The organism is Leptospira limi, from assembly GCF_026151395.1.
In the GTDB taxonomy this organism is placed as follows: domain Bacteria; phylum Spirochaetota; class Leptospiria; order Leptospirales; family Leptospiraceae; genus Leptospira_A; species Leptospira_A limi.
In genome coordinates this window covers 2,672,283-2,694,101 of sequence record NZ_JAMQPV010000001.1, presented here as the reverse complement: position 1 = coordinate 2,694,101, position 21,819 = coordinate 2,672,283, and the positions used below count along the sequence as shown (strand labels likewise).

Here is a 21,819-nt window from a genome sequence, read left to right as displayed (position 1 = left end):
AAAATGAAATCAATTGTTGTATTTGGATCCACTGGTCAGTTAGCAAGTGAATTGAAAGATATTTCTAATTTGGAAAAAAGATATCAATTTCATTTTATAAGTAGAAATGAAGTGAATTTTGAGTCGGGGATAGAAATCCAAAATTACTTCTCAAATTTATTGCCAAAAGATACACTCGGCATCATCAATGCGGTTGCCTACACGGCTGTCGATTTAGCTGAAACAGAAATTGCCAAGGCAAAATCAATTAACACGGTAGCTCCTGGAATTATATCTGAAAAATGTAATCAACACGGAATTAAGTTCATACACATCTCCACGGATTTTGTTTTTGATGGACAAAATTCGACACCTTATCTTGAAACAGACACAAAAAATCCACTATCTGTCTATGGGAAAACAAAATCGGAAGGAGAAGATTTGGTTTTACAAAATGATAAAAATGCAATCATCCTTCGCACATCCTGGGTTTACTCAAAATATGGAAAAAATTTTCTAAAGACAATCCTTCGGCTTTCGAGTGAAAGAGGGAAAATATCCGTAGTTGATGATCAGATTGGAACACCCACATGGGCTAAAGACTTAGCGCACGTTAGTTTAGAGGCAATAACATCGAACCTTTCTGGGATATTTCATTTTTCCAATGAAGGTGTTGCAAGTTGGTATGATTTCGCACATGAAATTGTTTCTTTATCAAACAAAAATTGCAAAGTCAAACCAATTCCCTCCGCTTCCTATCCGACTCCAGCCAAGAGGCCATCTTTCAGTGTATTAAACAAAACAAAAATTCGCAATTCATTCCAATTTCAAAATTACCATTGGAAAGATAGAATTCCACTCATTTTGAGTGAATTAAATTAATAGGAACAATTATATGCCTAAAGTATCAGTCATTATGCCAGCATACAATGCGGCTTTATATTTAGAAGAATCTGTAAATACACTACTTAAACAATCATTTCAAGACTGGGAACTTTTGTTAGTTGATGATTGTTCCAAAGATGAAACTGCAAAGATTGCGAAAGAATTAGAGTCGCAGGATAAAAGAATCCATTTCATACAAAAAGAAAAAAATTCTGGTTCAGCTGATACTAGAAACCAAGGAATCAAACTTGCAAAGGGTGAATACATTGCGTTTTTGGATGCAGATGATCTTTGGGAGCCTGATTTTTTGGAGATAATGATTCCTTTTATGGAAAAAAACAATTCTCCTTTTTCTTTTTCGTCTTACAGAATCATCGACGAAAATGGATACGAATTTTGTGAGCCGTTTATAGTAGAAACAAAAACTTTTACTTACAGAAATTTATTATTTTACAATCGAGTTGGATTACTCACGGCAATTTTCCATGTTCCTAGTGTGGGAAAAAAATACTTTGACCCATCTCTCAAAAGCCTTCGGGATGATTATGCTTTATGGTTGGATATTCTTCGTGAGGGACGAGTTGCTTATGCGAATTCAGCGGTTTTGGCTCGCTACCGAGTTAGGAGGGGAGCCGCAACATCTAACAAGAAAAAAGTGATGTTAGCGCATTTCCGAATGTTAAAAAATCGGGAAAAACTCAACCCTTTGTTTGCCTTCCTTTTGACCATAATCCATGGATTTATGGGAATTCGCAAATATAGAATCAAATCATAGATTTGAACCTTTGCTTTGAAGGATTTGGCGCTTGACTTTCTCCAATACTTGGTATTTTTAGATATAAACTATGGTCGCTAGACGTAACCTCGGACGTGCTGAAAATACGTTCAAAACATCACTTATCATCCCAATTTATAACGAATCTTCCCATTTGGAAGAGTTCTTACAGAAGATTGATGCTTTGCCTTTAAATACAAAAAAAGAATTAGTTTTCATAGACGATGCTTCCCGGGACAATTCACTTTCCATCTTACAAAACTTTAAATTCCGTTCTGAACATAAGATATTGGTCCAAGAAAAAAACCAGGGGAAGGGTGCTGCTCTTCACAGAGGGATTGATGAAGCAACTGGGAATGTAATCATCATCCAAGATGCCGACTTTGAATATGACATGGATGAAATTCAGATGTTAATCCAACCAATCGTCAATGGAAAGGCGGATGTCGTTTTTGGTTCTAGATTTAAAAAAGATGGAAGGCAAGTGCATCGAACTTTCCATTACTTGATCAATCGAATCCTTACAATCCTTTCCAATTTCCTGAGTGGTTTATATCTAACCGATATGGAAACCTGTTATAAAGTTTTCCGTTCGGATATTATCCAGAATATTTATTTAGAATCAAGACGATTTGGTTTTGAACCAGAAGTAACTGCAAAAGTAGCTCGTTTAAAAATAAGAGTCCAAGAATTTCCAATTTCTTATTATCCTAGAAATTATTTAGAGGGTAAAAAAATTACTTGGAAGGATGGGATTGCTGCAATACGTCATATTGTTTATTTCAATTTGATCAAAAACAAAAGAGATTTTTTCAAAAAAACTCTCCCTGAAAAGTACATTCCGAAAACAGCCAACTGGTTATAAAACAATGAAAAGGTTTTATCCTTTTGTAATTGATTTTGTAATTTTGATTGGAATTTCACTTTTATTTCAAACATATACAAATCAAAAGAACTTTAAATTAGATATCATTGGACTTGGTATCTTTTCCTTTCTAGTTTATTCCATATACCGTTGGCGTGTTTTTATTAAGAATCCATTATACTTTTGGAATCTGCTTCATGTCATTTTGCTTACTTGTTTTGTATTTCTTAAAATAGCAGAATATGACCCAATTCAAATATTTCCACAAAAACTAGGAATCAAATTAGTAACCTTAATTTGGTTGGTTTTTATACTGATCTCGTTTCATAAATTGTCAGTTAAACAATTTCAAAATTTTGGTCCATTTCTCGCAGTGGTTCCTGTTTTGTCTTTCATTGATTTTATGGCATATCCCTCTGTTCCCATTGCGATCGCTCTCATCTTAACTATAAAAAATTCAAATTTACCAACGAATAAAGCGAAACCTATTTATCTAGTTACATTAATCATTTTATTTCTGATGATTGGTAGAGATTGGTGGGATGATTTTGCATTACAACGCGGAGTACTAATTTTAGAAGCATTTTTGTTTTTTCAAATTATCAAAATTTGGGAAAAAAATGATTTAATTATATTTTTGAAAGCTTGTATTTTCTTTTATATTATTAATTCGATTTTTATTTATTTTGCTCTTTATCTGGATCCAAAGTTTCAAATTACATCCTATCGAGAAAATGTTTATTTAATTCCTGTTAGTTTGCTTGCATCGAATTCACTTCTAATGATAATGATGTCTGTTTTGTTTTGGTTTGAGCCAGTCAAAAATAAAACAGAGAAGACTTTCCTAATCGTTGCATTTTTGGTTTCCGTTATCTGGTTTGGAATTACAGTTTCGAGAAATTCAATAGGTTCTCTATTGGTTTTTTTATTTTTTGTTTTGTATATACGGCAAGATCAGACCAAGAAAAAGAATCTTTTGTTTGGCTTCATTACGATTGTCTTTGTCGTTGGTTTAGCATTTTTGTTTTTTACTGAAAAATCAATTTTTAATCTAGGTTCAACAGCTGTAAGATTATCGATTTGGGGATTTTATATCATCAATACCTTGCAAGAAAGTCCAATGTTTGGGTTTGGATTATACCCTGAAAATAAAATTCCATTTGATTCTGGCTTTAATATAAAGAATGAGTCATTACACTATATCAAAGATTATATCGTTAATTTTGATAGTTTTCCTCTCGCGCACAATTTATATGTTCAGTTTTTCGGTTCCTTCGGAATCGTAGGTTTGTTTTTAGTATTCGGCGTTTTGTTGTATTGTTTGTTTCAAAAACGAGTCAACTTAGCCAATACAATAAAGAAAAATCAATTAGTTTCACTGGTTTTATTTGTTTGGATTTTACATGAGTTATATGATTTTAATAGTTTGGAAATATCTAATTTATTTGTGTTAGTTGGGATTTCCTCAATTTTAATGGTTAAAAATCAGAATGTTTCGGTTGAAGAGCAAAATAATTTGTTGGGAAAACGATCTACGTTTATTCTGATAGCCATCTTTTTGATGATTGTATCCTTCCGGTTTTCATATGTAGATCATTTTACGTTAAAATTTGCAAGGAAAGTGATTCCTCATAATTTCGAATTTTACTTACCTAGAAAGGATAATATTTCAAAATTCAATCAATCGATGCCGGATTTTTCCCTGGCTGATTATTTTTTCTTAGGTAACAAATTCTTTTTTTATAACTTAGCTGCAAATGATAACTTAGAATCAAAGTTGAAACATTTAAACTACTGTTTTGAGTTAGATAATTACCCTGCAATTTGTTATTCAAAGTTAATTCGGTTTCAGTCGAGGGAAAATTATTTTCCTGACCTTATACCATTATTTCAGTATTTTTTAAATCTGTATGATCCTTTTGGGATTTACCAAAGAGAACAATTATGAATAAGCCAAAAGTAAGTTTTGTTATCCCATGTTTAAATGAAGAAAAAACTCTACCGTATGTATTGGAAAAACTAAACAAAGTTAAGAAGGATTTTTCAAAATTGTACGAAATTGAAGTTTTAGTTTCTGATAATGGCAGTACTGATCGTTCGATCAAAATTGCAAAAGAGTTTGGCGCTCGAGTGGCACCTGCAAAAGATAGGGGGTATGGAGCTGCTTTAGATTCTGGGATTAGAAATGCGAAAGGTGACATCATTGTTTTTGCAGATGCTGATGATACCTATGATTTTCTAGAAGCGCCTGATCTCGTTGCAAAATTAGTGAATGGTGATTTTGACATGGTGATCGGATCTAGATTGGATGGAACAATTCATAAAGGTGCAATGCCAATCTTACATCGATATCTAGGTACACCTGTTATTAATTGGATTATTAACCTCCTATATGCAAAGAAGAATAAAATTCGGGATAGTAATTCAGGATTTCGATGTTTTAAGAAAGATAAATATTTATCTTGGGACATTAAAAGTAAAGGAATGGAATTTGCTTCTGAGTTATTGATTAAAGCATTAATTCATGATGCAAAAATGGAACATGTTCCAGTTTCGTTATATCCAGATAAAGAAGGTCGCATTCCACATTTAAAAACTTGGCGTGATGGGATGCGTCATCTCCTTCGAATTTTATTTTATGGTCCTCATTTATTTGAAAGAATAGGTCTTAGCTTTTTTTCGTTTTTTTGGATCCAACTACTAATAGGTTTTTTTGTTGGGAAAGTTGTGAGAATTGGTGGTATGAATTTGTACGGAATCCATTCAATGGTGTTATTTTCATTTTTAACAGTTTTAGGTTTAAGTTTATGGGGAACGGGACTACTCATTGCTACCAAACAGCCGAGAATCAGTAGGTTCTATCAATTAATTTTAAACTTAGAAGAAGATAGGCTGTTTTTTGTTTTAATTTCAGGTTTGGGTGTGATCAGTATTACGCTTGTTTGGCTTTTTTTACAATGGCAGAAATCGGATTACGCATTTATCCATTTTGAACGCGAATTTATTGTCACTTCAAACTTAAGTCTTACACTTTTGATTTTCGGATTACAAGCTGTTACAGCTCATATCATTAAGAGAGAGTAACAGTGAATTTTTATTATCGTGGATTAGTCTACTTTCTAATTGTTTTAGTTCCTATCTTCTATCGTTGGAAGTGGAATGATGGCCATATTTTCATTTCAAGTGATCCACAGATAAAATATTTCCAAGTGATTCATGCTAACCAAGGTGGTTCTGCAGAAGAATGTTTTTTCCCAGCTAGTCAATTGGGTTTTAAATCAGAGCAGATACCGATTGGGTATCCTTGGGCATTTTTTCTAAAAAACGGTGAGTGTGTTTTCCAATACCCATCTTTATTTGTTTGGGCACAAAAATCTTTTTTATATGTTTTCGATCAAAAATACATAACTTATTTTCCAATTTTAATATTTTTGATTAATTTTTTAATCTTAGATAAAATCCTACAATTATTTGAAAAAAGACCAACTTATATTCTGATAACAACGATATTGGTTCAGGTTTTTTCTCCTGTTTTTTTATCTTCTCTGGACTATTCAGAATTAACGCTCACAAATTTTTTCCTATTACTCTCGATATATTCCTATGTAAGTTTTAGTCGATCATCGAAATATTATTTAGGTCTGATACTATCTTTAAGTATAGTTTTGAATTTTCAATTAAGACCAGAATCCACTATTGCATTGATTTTATTTTTTGGTTTTGCATTTTTACTTTCTAAAACAAAGATTCAATTCTTAAAACAATTATTTCCTTACATTGTTCTAGCATTTGTTTTACAAGGTATCTTTTTTTCCTATAACAATCGGGTTTATGGACACATTCTTGGGATGCGAGGCCTAAATACAGTGAATGATTTAGGTTCGAATGAATTACAACGTAATTTTCTTGGTGAATGGATCGCTGATCTTTGGGGAAACGATTTTAAAATTGGCATTTTCAAAGGTTATCCAATACTTTTTCTTTCTTTTTTTATCATTGGGCTTAGGAAACTTAATGAATTAAGTCCTTTTTTGATTTCAGGTTTGGTGTTTGTTATCATATTACCAATTCTTTCACCTTATCGAGCAGGTGTGGATATTTTTGGAATGAGATATTATGAAAGTGGAATATATTTATTATTAATTGGTACCTTTCTTTCGTTATGGAAATTAAAACCTAATTATTTAGTCTTATTCATTTTATTACCTTGTTTGTACTTTTCCTATAAATCGGATACAAGAGCAATTAAACAATGGTCGTCATCAAACAAAATTTATCAGGAAATAATCTCCCAAATTCAGAATATACATCCTGATTTAATAGTTCATAGAGGATTAGCGTTATCTTATCTCATGGGAGAGAGTTACGTTACATATCCACAAATTGCCGTTTTCTCAAATGAGGATTGGTTAAATGTGGAAGAAACATTGAAGAATAAATCATATAGAATTTTGTATTTACAGTGGGAAGGTAATCGATTGGTGAAAGATGAATTTCCAAAAAAAATATGGAAGGAAAAGTTTGATATTAACTTTCAATTAAAACCCAAAACATATTCGATACAAACCGAATACAAGATTGCACATTTCCAAGGTTTTTTGTTGGAGAAAAAACATTGAAAGTCTTTGTTAGATTCATCGATAAACTTGAAAATTTCTTTTTAAGAAAAGAAGTTCTTATATTTTTACTAATTTGTTTTTCTGGGATTTTGATTTATAAAAGAATTCTTTGGGATAAGGGAGTGAGTCCTCTGATCCAATCAGATTCTCAAATCAAACTTTATCAAACAATTGAATATAAAAATAATGGCTTAAATTCCCACTCCTGTTTTTTGTTAGACAATTCCTTTGACAATCAATTTGAATTTTATCCATTTAGATATCCTTGGGCTTTTTATTCTACGAACGAAGTTGGTAATCGAACTTGTGTATTCCAGTATCCAAGTTTCTTTTCTCAATTTTTTTCGCTCATTCCCATCAAATATCAATTCTTCAATCTACTAATTCTTTTTTTATACTTAATCGTATGTTTGGTAATCATTTTTACATTGAAATACATTCTAAATCTAAAATCTTTGGAATACGCCCTATTGAGTGGCATATTTTTTTTAGTAGGGTTTGGAATCACAAGCGCTTTTGAATTTTCTGAGAGTGTTCCTGCGCATCTTTTTTTAAGTATTTGGTTTTTTGCAATTCTTGCCATTGATTTCAATAAAAACCTATCGAATTTTCTCTTGTTAGTGATCGGTTTTATTGGTGGTATTTCGATCTTTTTACGATCGGAATCATTGATTTACATTGGAATCACTGGATTTGTATTTGCGTACTTTTATAGAAATGATCTTTTTGTTTTTTTACGAAAGTATTTCTTTCTGTTTTTGGGATTATTATTCTCAATCTGTCTTTTTTCTTATTATAATCAATCACATTTCGGTGAGATTTTTGGTGTTAGAAGTAAAGTAAGTTTAATTGATTTTACCAGATTGAATTTTACTGACCGTTTTCATTTAGTAAAAGAATTTTTTGTGGGAAATGAAAATCGAGTCGGATTTTTATACTACTGTTTTCCTAGTATACTTTTTTTTATCTATTCTTCTTTCAAAACAAATCTATCGATCATACAAAAGAAACTTTATGCCATTACCGTTTTATCTTTCGTTTCCATTGTTTTACTCAGTCCCTATTCTTCGGGAGGACTGTATGCGGGAATGCGGTTTACGGAATTCACCTATATTTTAATCACAATTTATATTTGTTTAACGGTTGTAACAGAAAAAGAAGAATCTAGACGAAGAATCCTTGTTTTATTGGTAATATTTCAGATATTTTTAGGAATATACCATGTAAGAAAGAATATAAGAAATTTAGATTATATAAAGAAATACCATGATCTATACCAATCAAAACTAGAAGAATATCCAGAGGCACCAGTTTTGCACTTGAGCACGTTTGATCTTCTGTTAATTTCCGATTCTTTTTTGAAAAAACCACATTGGATTGTGAATCATCAAAAGAAATTTGAGTTAATGGAGGAGAGACTAAAAGAAGCGAAAGTTTCCCATTTTCAAGTATTTGTTTATGATTTTGTGCCTCCTAAAGATGATAATGTAACCGAAGAATTTTATAATGAATGGATCAATACAAAATTTGAAATCAAATCCAAGTTTTATGAAAAGCAGACAGATGAAAAAATTGCGGGTTTTAGATTGATGTTATGGAAAATGAAATGAAGATCAATAGGGAAGGAATCAAAAAATTCAAATTTGAAATTGGTATTTTTATTTCTCTGGCACTAGGAATTTTTTTTAGATTCTATAAGTTAGATCGACAGAGTTTATGGACAGACGAACTTTATTCTGTATATGCATCCTCTCTTGGAAATTGGCAACAATTCTGGAATTATTTAGCAAGTGATCCTCATCCACCACTTTTTCAAATTTTACTTTCGATCTGGATTCACATCAATCCAACAGGGAGTGAAGTTTATTCTAAATTATTTCCTGTTTTAATTTCTGTTTTTAATTTATTAGTTTTACTATTCTTAACTACGGGTTGGGAGAAAAAAAGAAGATTTCTCTTTCTATTTCTTTTTTCATTTTCACCAGGTGCAATTTATTATGCACAGGAAGTTCGATCCTATTCCCTGCTCTTGTGTTTATCATCCTTTATCATTGTTCTTTTTGATTCATTTTTATCTGACATTCAAAATAAGAAACGATATGTATTATTAGTAATTTTATCGATTTGTATTTCTTATGTTCATTTGTTTGGATTTATTTTTGTAGGCTCACTTTATTTTCTATTTTGGATCTACTTTTTAATTCTAAATGATAATCGGCGCAATTTGGTTTTTTTACTTGGAATTGTAACTTTTATTGCTTATTTACCGTTTATTTTTCAGTTGCTAAGTGGTGATAAGATTGCAACTGCAAGTTGGATCGATCCACCTAATGTCGTTTTATACTTGAGTTACTATTCTTTATATTTTTATACTTCGAAAAAATTTCTGTTTTTGACTGTTGTAGTTCCTGTTGTTCTTTTTTTAATCATTATATTCCAAGTGATCAAAAAAATATTCAGGAAGGGTGGATTTTCTTTTCTTCGGTTTTCGGAGATATACTTGTTGGTAGCTATATTTGTGATAATAGTAACAAGTGTATTTTCATTTTTTAAACCTATTGTTACGAATCGAAATTGGATCGTAACTTTACCACTTGTGTTTATGTTTGTTTCGGAAAAGATTTCCGAAAGTAAGAGAAGTAAAATTCTTATGGTTTGTTTGATACTTTTGACTATTCTCTCCTTTGTTGATTTTAAAAAGAATTTTTATATTGTTTTTAAGGAAGATTGGCGTTCCACAAGTCAGTTCATATCGAAACAATGTGAGGGTCAGTATGTGTTTTCAAATGCAACACCCGAATACATCAAGCTCTATTTAGATTGGAATTTGGATCAAAATTTTGAACCTCGATTATTAGGGGAGGAAACTCCATTAAAACAAAAAAAACTTTGCGTTGTGTATCGGTTTTTAGGTGGTAATGGGAAAAGTTTTGAAGAAAAGAATGGTTGGAAATTTGTTAACGAACATCAGTTTTATGGGATGGTAGTTAAGGAGTATCTTAGAAGTGAATAAAAATCGATTGAGATACATAACATCTATTTTCGAAAAGAAGTCATTTGAACATGAGAATTTAAATGGAATTAGAGCAATTTCGATTCTTTCTGTCGTAATCTATCATGTTTGGGTAACTGTGAAACAAATTATTCATAGCGAATATGAGTTTGTAAATTTATTTTTGGGCGCTCTCTCTTCAGGAGTTGATTTCTTTTTTTTGTTAAGTGGTTTTTTAATTTATGGGGGGTTAAGAAGAGAATTTGATAAAAATGGGAAAATAAACATTAAAGACTTTTTTGTAAAAAGGAGTTTGAGGATATTTCCTGCTTACTATTTTGCGCTTTTTATTTTATATTCATTTAAAAGATTTCAGTTAACTAAGTTTGATATCCATTCAATAAAAGATCCAGCTGCAATTGCGATGTTTGAGAGTATCCGAGCGGGGTTGTCCAATGTTTGGGTGGATGCCTTGTATTTGACAGACATATTAAGGGTTCCTGTCGTATACGATGGCGGATGGTCTTTATCAATCGAAGAACATTTTTATTTAGTATTGCCTTTTTTCTGTGTATTATTTTTTTTCCGAATCAATTTGATTTCACGACTGGCGATTTATATCTTGGGATTTGCCTTTGCTTTGTTCAATCGATATTCGATCTCTTATCCAATCGCAAATTTAGATGCTGTTTACCAACTTTATTGCAGGTTTGATTCCATTCTTTATGGGATGGTTGTGTACGAAGTGTATCATCTATTCCCATGGCAGACATTACATATAAGCTATAAACAGTTTTGGTCTGGCTTATTATTATTGATCAGTTTTTTTCTAATAATTTGGATGCATCAAATCGATTCTTCGAGTGCATTTGCCATCGTGTTTCGTCCAACACTTGTTTCAATAGGATTTGGAATTCTAATGTATTTTTCTTTTTTCATCAAACCGATTACAAGTTTCTTTAGTTGGAGTGTCTTTAGACCTTTTGCTCGATTGGGCTACACAGCATACCTATGGCATATCATAGTAATTCCATTAGTTGCGACTAAAGTGACTCCAATTGTTTTAAAAAATCAAAATATGTTATCTGCGGTTTATGCATTTGTGTATGTAATATTTTTTACATTTTTAACATCATGGATTGTTTACTTAATCATTGAGTTACCGTTTTTAAGAATGAAAGAAAAATTAGTGCATCCGATTAAAATTCAATAAAGAAAGAGTCTCTATATTTAAATTATGAAATATTTTTTAGAAAAACGCAGTAATCCTAAATTGTTGTCCATTGTAATTCCATGTTATAATGAGGAATCTGTCCTTCCGCATTTAAAGGAGAGGTTAACTTCATTTTTAGAAAAACTTCCAACAAAAATCGAGCTAATACTCGTGAATGATGGAAGTATCGATAATACAATTTTTGAATTAGTCAATTGGTCAAAAGAAGACAAAAGAGTTAAAATCATTAGTTTATCTAGAAATTTTGGTCATCAAATTGCTGTCACAGCTGGAATGGATTATGCGAGTGGAGAGGCTGTTGTCATTATGGATGCCGATTTACAAGATCCACCTGAAGTGATATTTGAAATGTTGGAGAGATACCGAGAAGGATACGACGTTGTTTATGGACAACGAATTGCCCGTACGGGCGAGTCATGGTTTAAAAAGATAACGGCTTGGGCGTTTTATCGTCTAATGAAGGTATTAGTTCATAAAGATTTACCATTGGATTCTGGCGATTTTAGATTGATTTCACGCCGATGTTTGGATGCTTTAAATGGACTAAGAGAAAACCATCGTTTTTTACGAGGTATGAATGCATGGATAGGTTTTCCACAAACTCCAGTTTTTTATAAACGTGATGCGAGAGTTGCAGGTGAAACGAAATACCCATTGCAAAAAATGTTAAAGTTGGCAATGAATGCAGCAGTATCCTTTTCTCCTCTACCATTACGATTTAGTTTGGCTCTCGGAATCATCGTTGCCTTTGTTGGATTTTTTGTAGGAGCTTATGCGCTTTTTCGAGCGTTTCAACATTTCATTTTGGAGATGCCAATTGTTTATAACCCAGGTTGGGCCACAATTGTCACATTGATTTGTTTAATTGGTGGATCGATTTTAATTTCCATTGGAATCCTAGGTGAATACATTGCTAGAATTTTTGAGGAATCTAAAAATAGGCCTCTCTATGTAGTTGAATTTGTAAAAGGTATTTCTGATTCGAAACGATATAGAAAATAAAAAGTTTACGGAGAATAATTACATTCTCGATAGCCAATGAATTTTATTTCTGTATATTTGTTACAGGAATATTTTTTGGTTTGAAGGAGATTTTGAAACTCAGGACTGCTTAGTTCCAAACTCCTTTTTACATTCATAAATGCATTGGGGACTTTTTTCGAAAAATCAAAGACATATATTTTTTTCATCTTTTGTGATTCCATTAATTTTATTAATGAATTCAGATTTGTTTCATCCGTAAAGTTTTGAAATGAGATTGCAGGTTGTTTTAATAAATGAATACCTGAAGTTGCAGATATGTTATTATCATAAAAAATCCATAAATCAGCATTGAAATTTTCATAAATTTGATTTGTATTTTTGATCATTTTGAAACTTTCTTTTAAAATTCGCAGTATAACCAAATTGACTAAGATAGAAACAATGATAAGGATTTTGAAAACTTTATCCTTTTGGAGTTCTGACCAATAATGGGAGAGTATGAAAATCATTGGAACAACTGCAAACAGTACATACCGTGCCGAAATTGTAATGCCATCATTTGGTGCGCTTAATCCTACAAGAATCGGATACAATATAAATAGAGTTAAGTGGTAATGGATCGTATTTTGTTTTCTAATGGAAAACAAAGAATCTCGGAAACGATAAAGCGGATAAATAAAATAAGGTGAAATGAGAAAAAAGCCAAATTTGAAACCTTGCTCTGAAAAACCTGTGAATAGAATTTTTTGCAGATTTAGGATCCAATTGTTTTTTGCAAAGTAATGGTCTTCGGTATAATTGTATAGGAATCGAATTCCCATTGGGTGACCGTATTCAGTATCATTCCATAGAAAGAAAAATGACAAGGGAATTAGGAAGGCAACTGTTAATAGAACAATTTCTGCTCCCTTTTTTTGTCCAAACAATCGAATTGAGGAAAGGACAAACAGTAATCCGGAAAAAATTAAGAGTTCCAATCGGAAAAAACAAAGTAAAACGGAAAGAAATACGCTTATTATCAGTAAATTTGTGTTTTGATTTTGGATCGCCATAGTCCAGATTGAATACACAAAACAGACAAAGAAAAGAGTTATCGGAACTTCTGATAAGTCTATAACTTGGCAAAGTACAACAGACGTCGTAAAAACCAAAATTGAAATTCTGAAGTCAACTTTTCCGATTCCTTTTAAGCAAAGAACTCCTAGCAGGAGAAAAATTAAATTCATATAGACCATTTGTTTCACTGGCAAAAAGAAGAAAAGTTTTGCATACAAGAAAGCAAATGCTGCAGAAAAGACTGACTTCAATTTGTTTTGGTTTTGGAGGATGAATGTAACTGGATGTAATTTTTGATCTGGATCAATGGAGTTTGCGGGGTAGGTGATGGTTTCGGTTCCGTTTTGTATGCTATTGATTTGGAAGGCTTTTGCCAAGGAATCCGAGATATAACTATTCGTTGCGGAGAGGTAGGATTGTAATCCAAGGAAAAAAACAAAAAAAATAGCTAAGGTGATTTTATCTTTTTTTGAGAAATGAAATTTCATTTAATTTGCTCCTTTGATAGTTCCTGACCAAATTCGATACATTTGTTTATCAATGATTTGAAAATTTGAAGTATTTTTTTTCAAACTCGACTCTAGTCGATTCAAATCCCAATGTGAAATGGGATATCCTCCTTTTGCTTTATCTGCATTCAATGCATATCTTGCTTCTTGTGTCAAAATGAGTGGGTGCCAATCCACAAAGATTATTTTTTTATTTTTCATTTTCTCTGATAATATTCTAATCAATTCTTCATTCTTTTCTGTAGTATATGACACTATACTGATATGTTTTGTATAATCACTTCCGATGGAGTATAAATTTAAGTAATCTGTAAACACAATGATATCAGGGTTTAATTCTTTAGTGATGGAACGGAAATTTTTAACCAAACTTGTTTTTGATTTTTGAATTTTTGCACCGATAAAACCTAATAACAGAGAGTAGGTAAACAGTAGTAAGAGAGTAATCTGTAATTTCCTATTTTTGGATGCGACAATTTTTACAAACAAGGGTTTTAATAGGATTAAATAAGGCAAAATCAATACAGTATAAAATCTAGGCCCCCAATTATTGAATCCATCGTTAGGTGCAATGAAAGGTATCACAAGTATTGTTAATACTAAGGACAATAAGAGTGATTTTTTTATATTGGAGACAGTCTTAAAATGTGTTCCATAAAAAATAATCAATGGAATGGTCATGGGAAGGTATGCGAAAATTCCTACTTTTTTATCTGCATAAAAATTTAAACTTTGGAACCATTCGAATCTTTGGCTTAAACTTACTTGGAATCCAGATAAGTTAGCTAAAAATCGAGTACCAAATATGTGATTGTACAAAGATTGATTCAAAATGAGCTGGAAAGCGGTTCCTAAAACACACACAAGGATATATACTTTGATCGAAGAAATTTTAGATAGAACAGATGAGAAAGATTGGTCTTTCCATAAAAAGAATAAAATAAAGAAGAATAAAAAGGAAAAAAAGGGAAGGGTATCTAATCGAACCATAATCACCCAAGATAGTGATAACCCAGCAACAATTTGTATGTGGATTGATTTTCGATTGCGTAAAATTGGTAAGAGGCCAATTAACGAAAAGGCAAAAATAGCCGACATTTCTGAATATTCCCAGCTCAATGGCCACATATACGTGGCGAAATAACAAACCCAAAGTAGAGGAAATGAAAATTTGTAATAATGTTTGAGTATCCAAAAACCTAGGAAGAGAAAAAACAGAGAAGTATATACAAGATAAGACAAAGGAAGAATGTATAGTAGTGGTGCCATCATGGCTGCAAATTGTATCGGAAAGGCACTTACAATTCTATCTTTGCATTTGATATATAAGTTATCTACTAAATGGAAGTAGTTTAAATTTGGATCAAAGTCATACCCCGGGTAATACAATCGGTCTGATTGAAAGTGATTGTAATAAAGAGAATAGGTTTGGATCAATTTGTCATGGCTATCTTGGAAATAAGAGTTTTGAGGAGAAGTGTATTGGATGGACAAAACAACCGCAATGAAAAGTAAAAACCATCTTAATCCTAGTTGTAATTTTCTCACTTTAGGTAGAATCACCATTAAGTCCTTTGCCTTTTTATACTTTCTACATGTGGATTCGATATAGTATTTATCGATTGATTTCTATTGAATCCAAGGCAAAGTTTCCCCAGATACGAACAATATGAAAGAATATTTTATTGAAATTTTTAGGAAAAATAACAAGGAAATAAATGAATTGTATGGAATCCGTGCTTTAAGTTGTTACTTAGTTATCTTATTCCATTGTTTTGCTTTTTCTATCGATTTTTTCCCCGTACATTTTGCTAAGTATCTTCCAAATGCGCAAAATGTTGAATTTTTAATGAGTTTGTTTTTTGTAATCAGTGCCTTTTTGGTTTCCACATCTTTTTCGCGTGAATTAGAGAGATCCAGTTTTGGGGTTAGTTGGAAAAACTTTGTATTGAAACGTTCTCTTCGCATCTTTCCTGCATTCTATGTGATTCTATCAATTACGATCTTAATCATGGCTGGCGTATTGAAAAAAAGCCAAATGATGCCAAATTCTGGTGGATTATCGGAAAGTTTAATCGATTTAAAATTAAAACTTTCCTATTGGTGGACTGATTTTGCATATATCTCCAATTATTTTCCAAAGCGAATCATGGTTCATGGATGGTCTTTATCAATGGAAGAACAATTTTATTTGGCTATGCCATTTGTATTTTTGTTCTATACAAAATTTTTATCAAACACCGTTCAAAAACTGATATTTTTAATTCTTTTATTGAATGTCCCTATTCTCATTCGTTATTATTATCACCTAAATGTTCCTATGTTAGAGTTTGATGGATATGTCAAAACTCTATTCCATCCGATCCATACTCATTTTGAACCATTCGTATATGGAATATTACTGATGGAACTTTGGAGGTCTGGCAAAATATCCAAACATTTACCAAATTCTAAATTAGGATTTTATCTGGTATTTTCGATTCTCTTTGTTCTGTTTTGTTATTTTTGTACCCTTCATTATGAGGATGCAAAGTTATATTTCACAGTGTTTCGCATTAGTTTTTATTCTTTTTTTGCGTTTGTCATCGTATACGGAGCAGTGGGTGGATTTTTTTCTGGCATCGCTTGGTTTTTGGCAAATCCAATATTAGTTTTTATTGGAAAGTTAAGTTATGGAATCTATTTAGTTCACATGTTGGTCAATACAGCGGTTATGTTGGCCATCTTAAATCCTAAGGGTAGAGATTTTAATGGATTGAACCATTTATTGAAAGCATCATTCATTAGTTTAATATTATCTGCAGTGATTGCACTTTTTAGTTATCTAGTGATCGAAAAACCATTTTTAAAAATTCGTGAGTGGACTCAGCCTAGATTTGACATTTCTAAAAATAGTTTTTACTATATAATAGGGAATGATAAAGAAAAAAGATTGGTTTCCATTTTACTTTCCATTTTATCGTTTTTGCCTTATTTGATTGTAAAGCAGATGATAGTCGTTTCTTTCATACCCTTAACAAATTATGCAGAGATTAGCCTTTCGGTATTACTCATCATTCCGATCTTACTCAATGGATACTCGCTTCTAAAGTATAGACAAATTTTCTTTTACCACTACATTAGCCGGTTTCAGAACCAATGAGTTTGTTCTCTCTAGCGTTTTTGGTCTAGTTCAAAAACGCAGATTTTAAATTCTCTTTGATTTTGGCTCTTGTTCCTTCCGCTTCTTTGGGAAGTGTTAACTCATCGAGTTGTTTTAGAATAAAGGTTTCATCGACAAGTTTTCCTTCCAAAACTTTTCCAATCATTCCCGCGATGATATTTAAAATTTGGTTGGGATCTAAATAACCATGATTCTCTAAAAGGATGGCCATTCCCATGGCACCTTCTGTTCCGTAAAAGGGAGGTCTCTTTGAAAATTCTGTTTCGAAAACACCTTCTGGTAGGGCATCTTTTACTTTTTGGATCATATCCAATTGACTTGGGCCATGACTTGTGCGATTGATGAGAGTAAGAGTTACTGGGTTTTTAGGGCCGTGGATCCGTAGGATTTCTTCCGCATACAATCTGATTTTTTTTGCAGCGTCTCTTGTAATGGCATCTCTTCCTAAAAAATTCAATTGGTATAAATATTCTTCTAATTCGTCTCCGCTTAATTTTCCCATACAGATCAATTGGTAGAGTGTGAAGATCATATAATCGGATTCTGTATTATCTCCGAGAAGGATCTCCTTAGAATTTGTGGGTAAATAAATTCGGTCATATAGAAGAATGGAAAGTTTATAAGACATTTGGTCGAATAAACTTTGGTAAGAAGCTCCCAGGAATTTTTTAGTTCGTGACCAAGCCGGTTTGAATCCGTTTTGGAAAAATGTAAGGGGATTGAAGATTGTATCAATGACTTTATCAAATACTCCCTTGATCGTACCTTCTAAGTACTTTAAGTGTAAGGATTCAATGTGAATGTTATCTTTTGCAATTGTGGCAAGCATGGTCCTTCGAAAAAAATGAGGGCTTGCGGAAATAAACGCGAGGGGAGCATTCTCTAAGTTAATCCTCAGTTCCCTGTACAATTCGGGCATACCAGGAAGCGCCTGTTTTTGGTTAGGTGTCTCGAATAACGCAGAGAATTTTCCTTTTCCTGAGTGAATGTCCGTTGCCAGATAGGTTTGGTCAATGTCCGATGTGACAACCATTCCTTGGTAGTCTTCTGCAATGATCCGTAATTTCCCTTTTCCAACGATGGTGGTTCTTCCCAAAATGGAATTTTCGGTAGCATTTAAATGGGCAAGGTCCTTGGAATACTGTCGAAAGCTATCCAAACCTTCTAAAATCACTTGGAAATCATGCGATCCTACTGGCAGTTTGTCTCGGATTTCACAAGAGAAAAAACCATCCTCATCTGCTTTGATTTTACCAGATGTATAAATGAGTTTTCCAGTCACATCATGGACTTCTAATTTCAAAACTGGTTTGCGAACCGGGGCGAGGGAAAAATCGAGAAAGGGGGTGATTTTGGTTTCATCCCCCTTAAATAACCCTGTCACAAGGTCCCAAAGGCCATCTGCCTTCATTAAATCGGTAATCCCTACATCGACTACCTGACCACGCACATAGGAGCGTCGTTCTCTTCCTAGCGATCCACCGCAAACTGCGATTCTTTTGATATCGGTAATGATAGGTTGTGAAGTATTTGGTTCTTGGGACATAGAATTTATGCCCTTAAGCGTCTAAGAAAACAAGGAGCCGTCTATTCCTTTTTATGGCATCACTACGATCTACGAATGATTTTGTAAAACTTTTACAAAAAGAGGGAGAGCTCCGGGTCATTTCCGAGTTGGTTGACCCTAATTTAGAATTGGCTGAAATCCAAAGGCGAGTGGTCGCGAAAAAGGGACCTGCTTTGCTATTTACGAATGTAAAGGGAACCAAGTTTCCTGTGGCTACCAATCTTTATGGTTCTGAAAAACGAATCCATTTGGCCTTTGGTGAAAAACCTGTGCAAACGATTGCAAGACTTGCCAAACTTGCGAAAGAAATTTTTCCACCGCGGTTTTCCAAACTTTGGAAAGAACGTTCCCTTGGACTTTTGCCGTTTCAGGTTGGCCTAAAACAGGTCAGGCGAGCACCCATATTTGATGGCAGTGTCCCCAGCGTGGAAGATCTTCCAGGACTTGTGTCTTGGCCAAAGGATGGTGGTCCCTTTGTGACTTTACCTCTCGTTTATACCCAACATCCCAATTCTGGAAACGGTAATTTGGGGATGTATCGTGTGCAACTGTTTGGTGAAAAGACAGTTGGTATGCACATTCAAATCCATAGAGGAGGTGGGTTTCACTATTACGAAGCAGAAAAGGAAAACAAATCCCTTCCAGCACATGTTTATATTGGTGGGCCTCCAGCTCTCACCATTGCCGCTGTGGCACCACTGCCCGAAGAAATTCCGGAACTTGTATTTGCTTCCTTTCTCATGGGAGAAAAACTGCGGATGAAAAAAGACAAATTGGTTTCTCCATATCCAATTGTTGCCGATGCGGATTTTGCTCTCATTGGATCCATACCACCTAAATTACGAAGACCGGAAGGTCCGTTTGGAGACCATTATGGATACTATTCGTTGTTACACGATTACCCTTACTTGGATCTCTCTCATATCCTCCACCGTAAGGATGCCATATGGGCAGCAACAGTTGTCGGAAGACCTCCACAAGAGGACCATTACATTGCTGAATTCTTACAAGACTTATTATCACCAATGTTTCCCCTTGTGATGCCCCAAGTCCTTGGGGTATGGGCCTATGAGGAATCAGGTGTTCATTCTCTTGCAGCTGCCATTGTCAAAGAACGTTATTTCCGCGAAGCCTTTATGGGAGCACTTCGTATTTTGGGAGAAGGGCAGTTGTCTCTCACAAAATGTTTACTTGTGACAAACGAGAAGGTGAATCTTAAAAACTTTTCAGAAACCTTCCGAGTCATCACAGAACGAAGTGATCCAAGGACCGATTTTTTTATCTTTAGCAATATCAGCCAAGACACATTGGATTATACCAGTGGAACAGTGAACAAGGGGAGTAAACTTCTTTGGATGGGAATTACCGATCCAAACAAACCCATCATCAATACAAATCTTCCTAAAGAATTTAATGGAAGTTTTAAAGACAAACGTTTCCAAAACCCAAAAGTATTTTTACCAGGTGTTCTTGTTGTCAAAGGTTCGGAATTTAAACCAAATGATCGTTTAGCGGAAACTCTCCTCTCTGAAGATTTAGGAAAGTTTTCCTATGTGTTTCTTGTGGACGACTCGGAAGATGCTGTGAAATCAGATTCAGATTTTATTTGGACTATGTTTACAAGGATGGAACCTGCCTCAGATGTCTATGCAAGGACAGAAACCATTCGTAACCATATAGCCTACCAAGTTCCCATTGTATTTGATTGCCGTATGAAACCTTGGATCCCAGAAGTTCTCACTGCTTTACCAGAAACAGTCAAACAAGTGGATGAACGATTTGGCAAATGGATCGATTCCTTGCCATAGAGGTAACGAGAATCCAGAAACTTTCTGAAACTCTTTTCCCAAATCCGGAAGAAAAGTTGATAGATGGATTCTCTTAGGAAAAAAGAATCATCAGAGAAATGGGAAAAAAACTGACTTTAGTCACTGGCGGTGCGGGCCTCATTGGCTCACAAATCATAGAAGACTTAAACCATAATGGAAACACTGACATTTTGGTTGTGGACCATTTGGGAACAACAGATAAATGGAAAAATCTCCAAAGGAATTTTTTTACAGAGTATTATGAAAAGGATCAGTTTGAAGGATTTTTGGATACAGGCCATCCTATACTTTCTGAGATCTCCGAAATTTACCACCTTGGTGCGTGTTCTGCCACAACGGAAAAAGATGCAACGTATCTAATTCAGAATAACTTCCATTATACGAAAAAACTAGCTGAGTTTGCGATTACTAAAAACATCCCTTTTTTATACGCATCGAGTGCGGCAACTTATGGGGAAGGTGAATTCGGGTATGATGACAAAGCCCCGATCGAAACTTTAAAACCCCTCAATATGTATGGTTATTCAAAACACCTATTTGATTTGTATGCAAAAAAAACGAAGATTGCAGACAAACTCATCGGACTCAAATATTTTAATGTGTTTGGATATGGCGAAGCCCACAAAGGGGACATGCGTAGTTTAGTTCTCAAAGGCTATGAACAAATTCGAGACACTGGCAAACTAAAACTTTTTAAATCCTACAAACCCGAATACAAAGATGGGGAACAAAAACGAGATTTTTTGTATGTAAAGGATGCGAGTAAAATTAGCATCTATTTACTAAGTGAACGAAAATACGGATTGTACAATGTGGGGCGAGGGAAGGCAGAAACTTGGAATGACTTGGCTTCTGCTCTATTTAATGCCATGAATGCGCCGATAAACATTGAATATGTGGAAATGCCAGATTCGTTAAAAGGCAAATACCAATATTACACCTGCGCTGATATGGAAAAGTTAACAAAGGCAGGATATCCTTTCGGTTTTACAAACCTCCAGGATTCCATAAAAGAATACGTTCGCCTCTTATCATTAGAAGCGAAGTAATGCTTATTTTTTATACACTTTTACAATGGTTTGGATTAAATCTTTGAACTTAGCATCTTTCAAACGATAGAACACTTGGTTCGAAGACTTTCGGGATTCTAAGATTCCATTGTTTTTCATTTTGCTTAGGTGTTGTGAGGCGGCCGACTGACTCGTACCTAGTAATTCCACTAGTTGACCTACTGTTTTTTCTTCTTTTGCCAAAGTATAAAGGATGAGTAAGCGAATCGGGTGGGCTATCCCTTGAATTCCTTTAATCGCTTGTTCCAATTGTTGTTTCGATAGTTCTGTTTTTATTTTCATCGGTAAGGAT

The 21,819-nt window shown here is 33.6% G+C and carries 17 protein-coding genes; 13 read left to right on the top strand and 4 right to left on the bottom strand.

Translation table 11 applies throughout. The features are described 5' to 3' along the window. Positions 1-3 precede the first annotated feature (3 nt). The 10 genes from rfbD to ND812_RS12560 all read left to right on the top strand — a co-directional run bounded on the left by rfbD (position 4) and on the right by ND812_RS12560 (position 12,351). Positions 4-861 (top strand): dTDP-4-dehydrorhamnose reductase, encoded by an 858-nt coding sequence (rfbD, locus tag ND812_RS12605; RefSeq protein ID WP_265375712.1) that lies wholly within the window; start codon positions 4-6, stop codon positions 859-861. Between the two features lie 13 nt (positions 862-874). After that, positions 875-1,639, top strand: coding sequence for a glycosyltransferase family 2 protein (locus tag ND812_RS12600; RefSeq protein ID WP_265375711.1), 765 nt, complete (start codon positions 875-877; stop codon positions 1,637-1,639). A 70-nt stretch (positions 1,640-1,709) separates the two neighbouring features. Continuing rightward, the gene (locus ND812_RS12595; RefSeq protein ID WP_265375710.1) at positions 1,710-2,504 is read left to right on the top strand and encodes a glycosyltransferase family 2 protein; all 795 of its coding nucleotides are present in this window, start codon (positions 1,710-1,712) and stop codon (positions 2,502-2,504) included. Positions 2,505-2,508: 4 nt separating this feature from the next. Continuing rightward, complete coding sequence (locus ND812_RS12590) at positions 2,509-4,452, top strand: O-antigen ligase family protein (protein WP_265375709.1); 1,944 nt, start codon at positions 2,509-2,511, stop codon at positions 4,450-4,452. Beyond that, positions 4,449-5,588 carry a glycosyltransferase family 2 protein gene (locus ND812_RS12585; protein WP_265375708.1) on the top strand — a complete coding sequence of 380 codons (1,140 nt, stop codon included), beginning with the start codon at positions 4,449-4,451 and terminating at the stop codon, positions 5,586-5,588. The genes ND812_RS12590 and ND812_RS12585 overlap by 4 nt, the downstream gene beginning before the upstream one ends. A gap of 2 nt (positions 5,589-5,590) precedes the next feature. Further along, the gene (locus ND812_RS12580) at positions 5,591-7,123 is read left to right on the top strand and encodes an LA_3751/LA_3752 family putative glycosyltransferase (protein ID WP_265375707.1); all 1,533 of its coding nucleotides are present in this window, start codon (positions 5,591-5,593) and stop codon (positions 7,121-7,123) included. Beyond that, a complete protein-coding gene (locus tag ND812_RS12575) occupies positions 7,120-8,733 on the top strand; it encodes an LA_3751/LA_3752 family putative glycosyltransferase (RefSeq protein WP_407658521.1) in 1,614 nt (537 codons plus the stop codon). Before ND812_RS12580 ends, ND812_RS12575 begins: the two co-directional genes overlap by 4 nt. Beyond that, positions 8,730-10,136 carry a dolichyl-phosphate-mannose--protein mannosyltransferase gene (locus ND812_RS12570; protein WP_265375705.1) on the top strand — a complete coding sequence of 469 codons (1,407 nt, stop codon included), beginning with the start codon at positions 8,730-8,732 and terminating at the stop codon, positions 10,134-10,136. Before ND812_RS12575 ends, ND812_RS12570 begins: the two co-directional genes overlap by 4 nt. Then, positions 10,129-11,328, top strand: coding sequence for an acyltransferase family protein (locus tag ND812_RS12565; RefSeq protein WP_265375704.1), 1,200 nt, complete (start codon positions 10,129-10,131; stop codon positions 11,326-11,328). The genes ND812_RS12570 and ND812_RS12565 overlap by 8 nt, the downstream gene beginning before the upstream one ends. 24 nt (positions 11,329-11,352) lie before the next feature. Continuing rightward, the gene (locus tag ND812_RS12560) at positions 11,353-12,351 is read left to right on the top strand and encodes a glycosyltransferase family 2 protein (protein WP_265375703.1); all 999 of its coding nucleotides are present in this window, start codon (positions 11,353-11,355) and stop codon (positions 12,349-12,351) included. Between the two features lie 5 nt (positions 12,352-12,356). On the opposite strand, the gene ND812_RS12555 is transcribed toward ND812_RS12560, so the two are convergent. Beyond that, the gene (locus ND812_RS12555) at positions 12,357-13,877 is read right to left on the bottom strand and encodes an LA_3751/LA_3752 family putative glycosyltransferase (protein ID WP_265375702.1); all 1,521 of its coding nucleotides are present in this window, start codon (positions 13,875-13,877) and stop codon (positions 12,357-12,359) included. After that, complete coding sequence (locus ND812_RS12550) at positions 13,878-15,464, bottom strand: LA_3751/LA_3752 family putative glycosyltransferase (RefSeq protein WP_265375701.1); 1,587 nt, start codon at positions 15,462-15,464, stop codon at positions 13,878-13,880. Positions 15,465-15,567: 103 nt separating this feature from the next. Between ND812_RS12550 and ND812_RS12545 the strand changes: the two genes are divergently transcribed. After that, a complete protein-coding gene (locus tag ND812_RS12545) occupies positions 15,568-17,040 on the top strand; it encodes an acyltransferase family protein (protein WP_265375700.1) in 1,473 nt (490 codons plus the stop codon). A gap of 25 nt (positions 17,041-17,065) precedes the next feature. Here the strand turns inward: ND812_RS12545 and ND812_RS12540 are convergent, their stop codons facing one another. Next, a complete protein-coding gene (locus ND812_RS12540; protein ID WP_407658547.1) occupies positions 17,066-18,616 on the bottom strand; it encodes a phosphatase domain-containing protein in 1,551 nt (516 codons plus the stop codon). 44 nt (positions 18,617-18,660) lie between these two features. Here ND812_RS12540 and ND812_RS12535 point away from each other — a divergent pair, with 44 nt between their 5' ends. Together ND812_RS12535 and rfaD are read left to right on the top strand one after the other, a co-directional pair. Then, a complete protein-coding gene (locus tag ND812_RS12535) occupies positions 18,661-20,436 on the top strand; it encodes a UbiD family decarboxylase (RefSeq protein WP_265375698.1) in 1,776 nt (591 codons plus the stop codon). A 98-nt stretch (positions 20,437-20,534) separates the two neighbouring features. Continuing rightward, positions 20,535-21,506 carry an ADP-glyceromanno-heptose 6-epimerase gene (gene rfaD, locus ND812_RS12530; protein WP_265375697.1) on the top strand — a complete coding sequence of 324 codons (972 nt, stop codon included), beginning with the start codon at positions 20,535-20,537 and terminating at the stop codon, positions 21,504-21,506. Positions 21,507-21,509: 3 nt separating this feature from the next. Here the strand turns inward: rfaD and ND812_RS12525 are convergent, their stop codons facing one another. Continuing rightward, a complete protein-coding gene (locus tag ND812_RS12525; protein ID WP_012388953.1) occupies positions 21,510-21,809 on the bottom strand; it encodes an ArsR/SmtB family transcription factor in 300 nt (99 codons plus the stop codon). Between the last annotated feature and the right edge of the window lie 10 nt (positions 21,810-21,819).

Coding starts and splice junctions, on each gene's coding strand:
- ND812_RS12535 (WP_265375698.1), top strand. CDS start 18,661: ATGGCATCACTACGATCTACGAATGATTTTGTAAAACTTTTACAAAAA.
- rfbD (WP_265375712.1), top strand. CDS start 4: ATGAAATCAATTGTTGTATTTGGATCCACTGGTCAGTTAGCAAGTGAA.
- ND812_RS12560 (WP_265375703.1), top strand. CDS start 11,353: ATGAAATATTTTTTAGAAAAACGCAGTAATCCTAAATTGTTGTCCATT.
- ND812_RS12590 (WP_265375709.1), top strand. CDS start 2,509: ATGAAAAGGTTTTATCCTTTTGTAATTGATTTTGTAATTTTGATTGGA.
- ND812_RS12525 (WP_012388953.1), bottom strand. CDS start 21,809: ATGAAAATAAAAACAGAACTATCGAAACAACAATTGGAACAAGCGATT.
- ND812_RS12570 (WP_265375705.1), top strand. CDS start 8,730: ATGAAGATCAATAGGGAAGGAATCAAAAAATTCAAATTTGAAATTGGT.
- ND812_RS12550 (WP_265375701.1), bottom strand. CDS start 15,464: ATGGTGATTCTACCTAAAGTGAGAAAATTACAACTAGGATTAAGATGG.
- ND812_RS12555 (WP_265375702.1), bottom strand. CDS start 13,877: ATGAAATTTCATTTCTCAAAAAAAGATAAAATCACCTTAGCTATTTTT.
- ND812_RS12600 (WP_265375711.1), top strand. CDS start 875: ATGCCTAAAGTATCAGTCATTATGCCAGCATACAATGCGGCTTTATAT.
- ND812_RS12545 (WP_265375700.1), top strand. CDS start 15,568: ATGAAAGAATATTTTATTGAAATTTTTAGGAAAAATAACAAGGAAATA.
- rfaD (WP_265375697.1), top strand. CDS start 20,535: ATGGGAAAAAAACTGACTTTAGTCACTGGCGGTGCGGGCCTCATTGGC.
- ND812_RS12595 (WP_265375710.1), top strand. CDS start 1,710: ATGGTCGCTAGACGTAACCTCGGACGTGCTGAAAATACGTTCAAAACA.
- ND812_RS12585 (WP_265375708.1), top strand. CDS start 4,449: ATGAATAAGCCAAAAGTAAGTTTTGTTATCCCATGTTTAAATGAAGAA.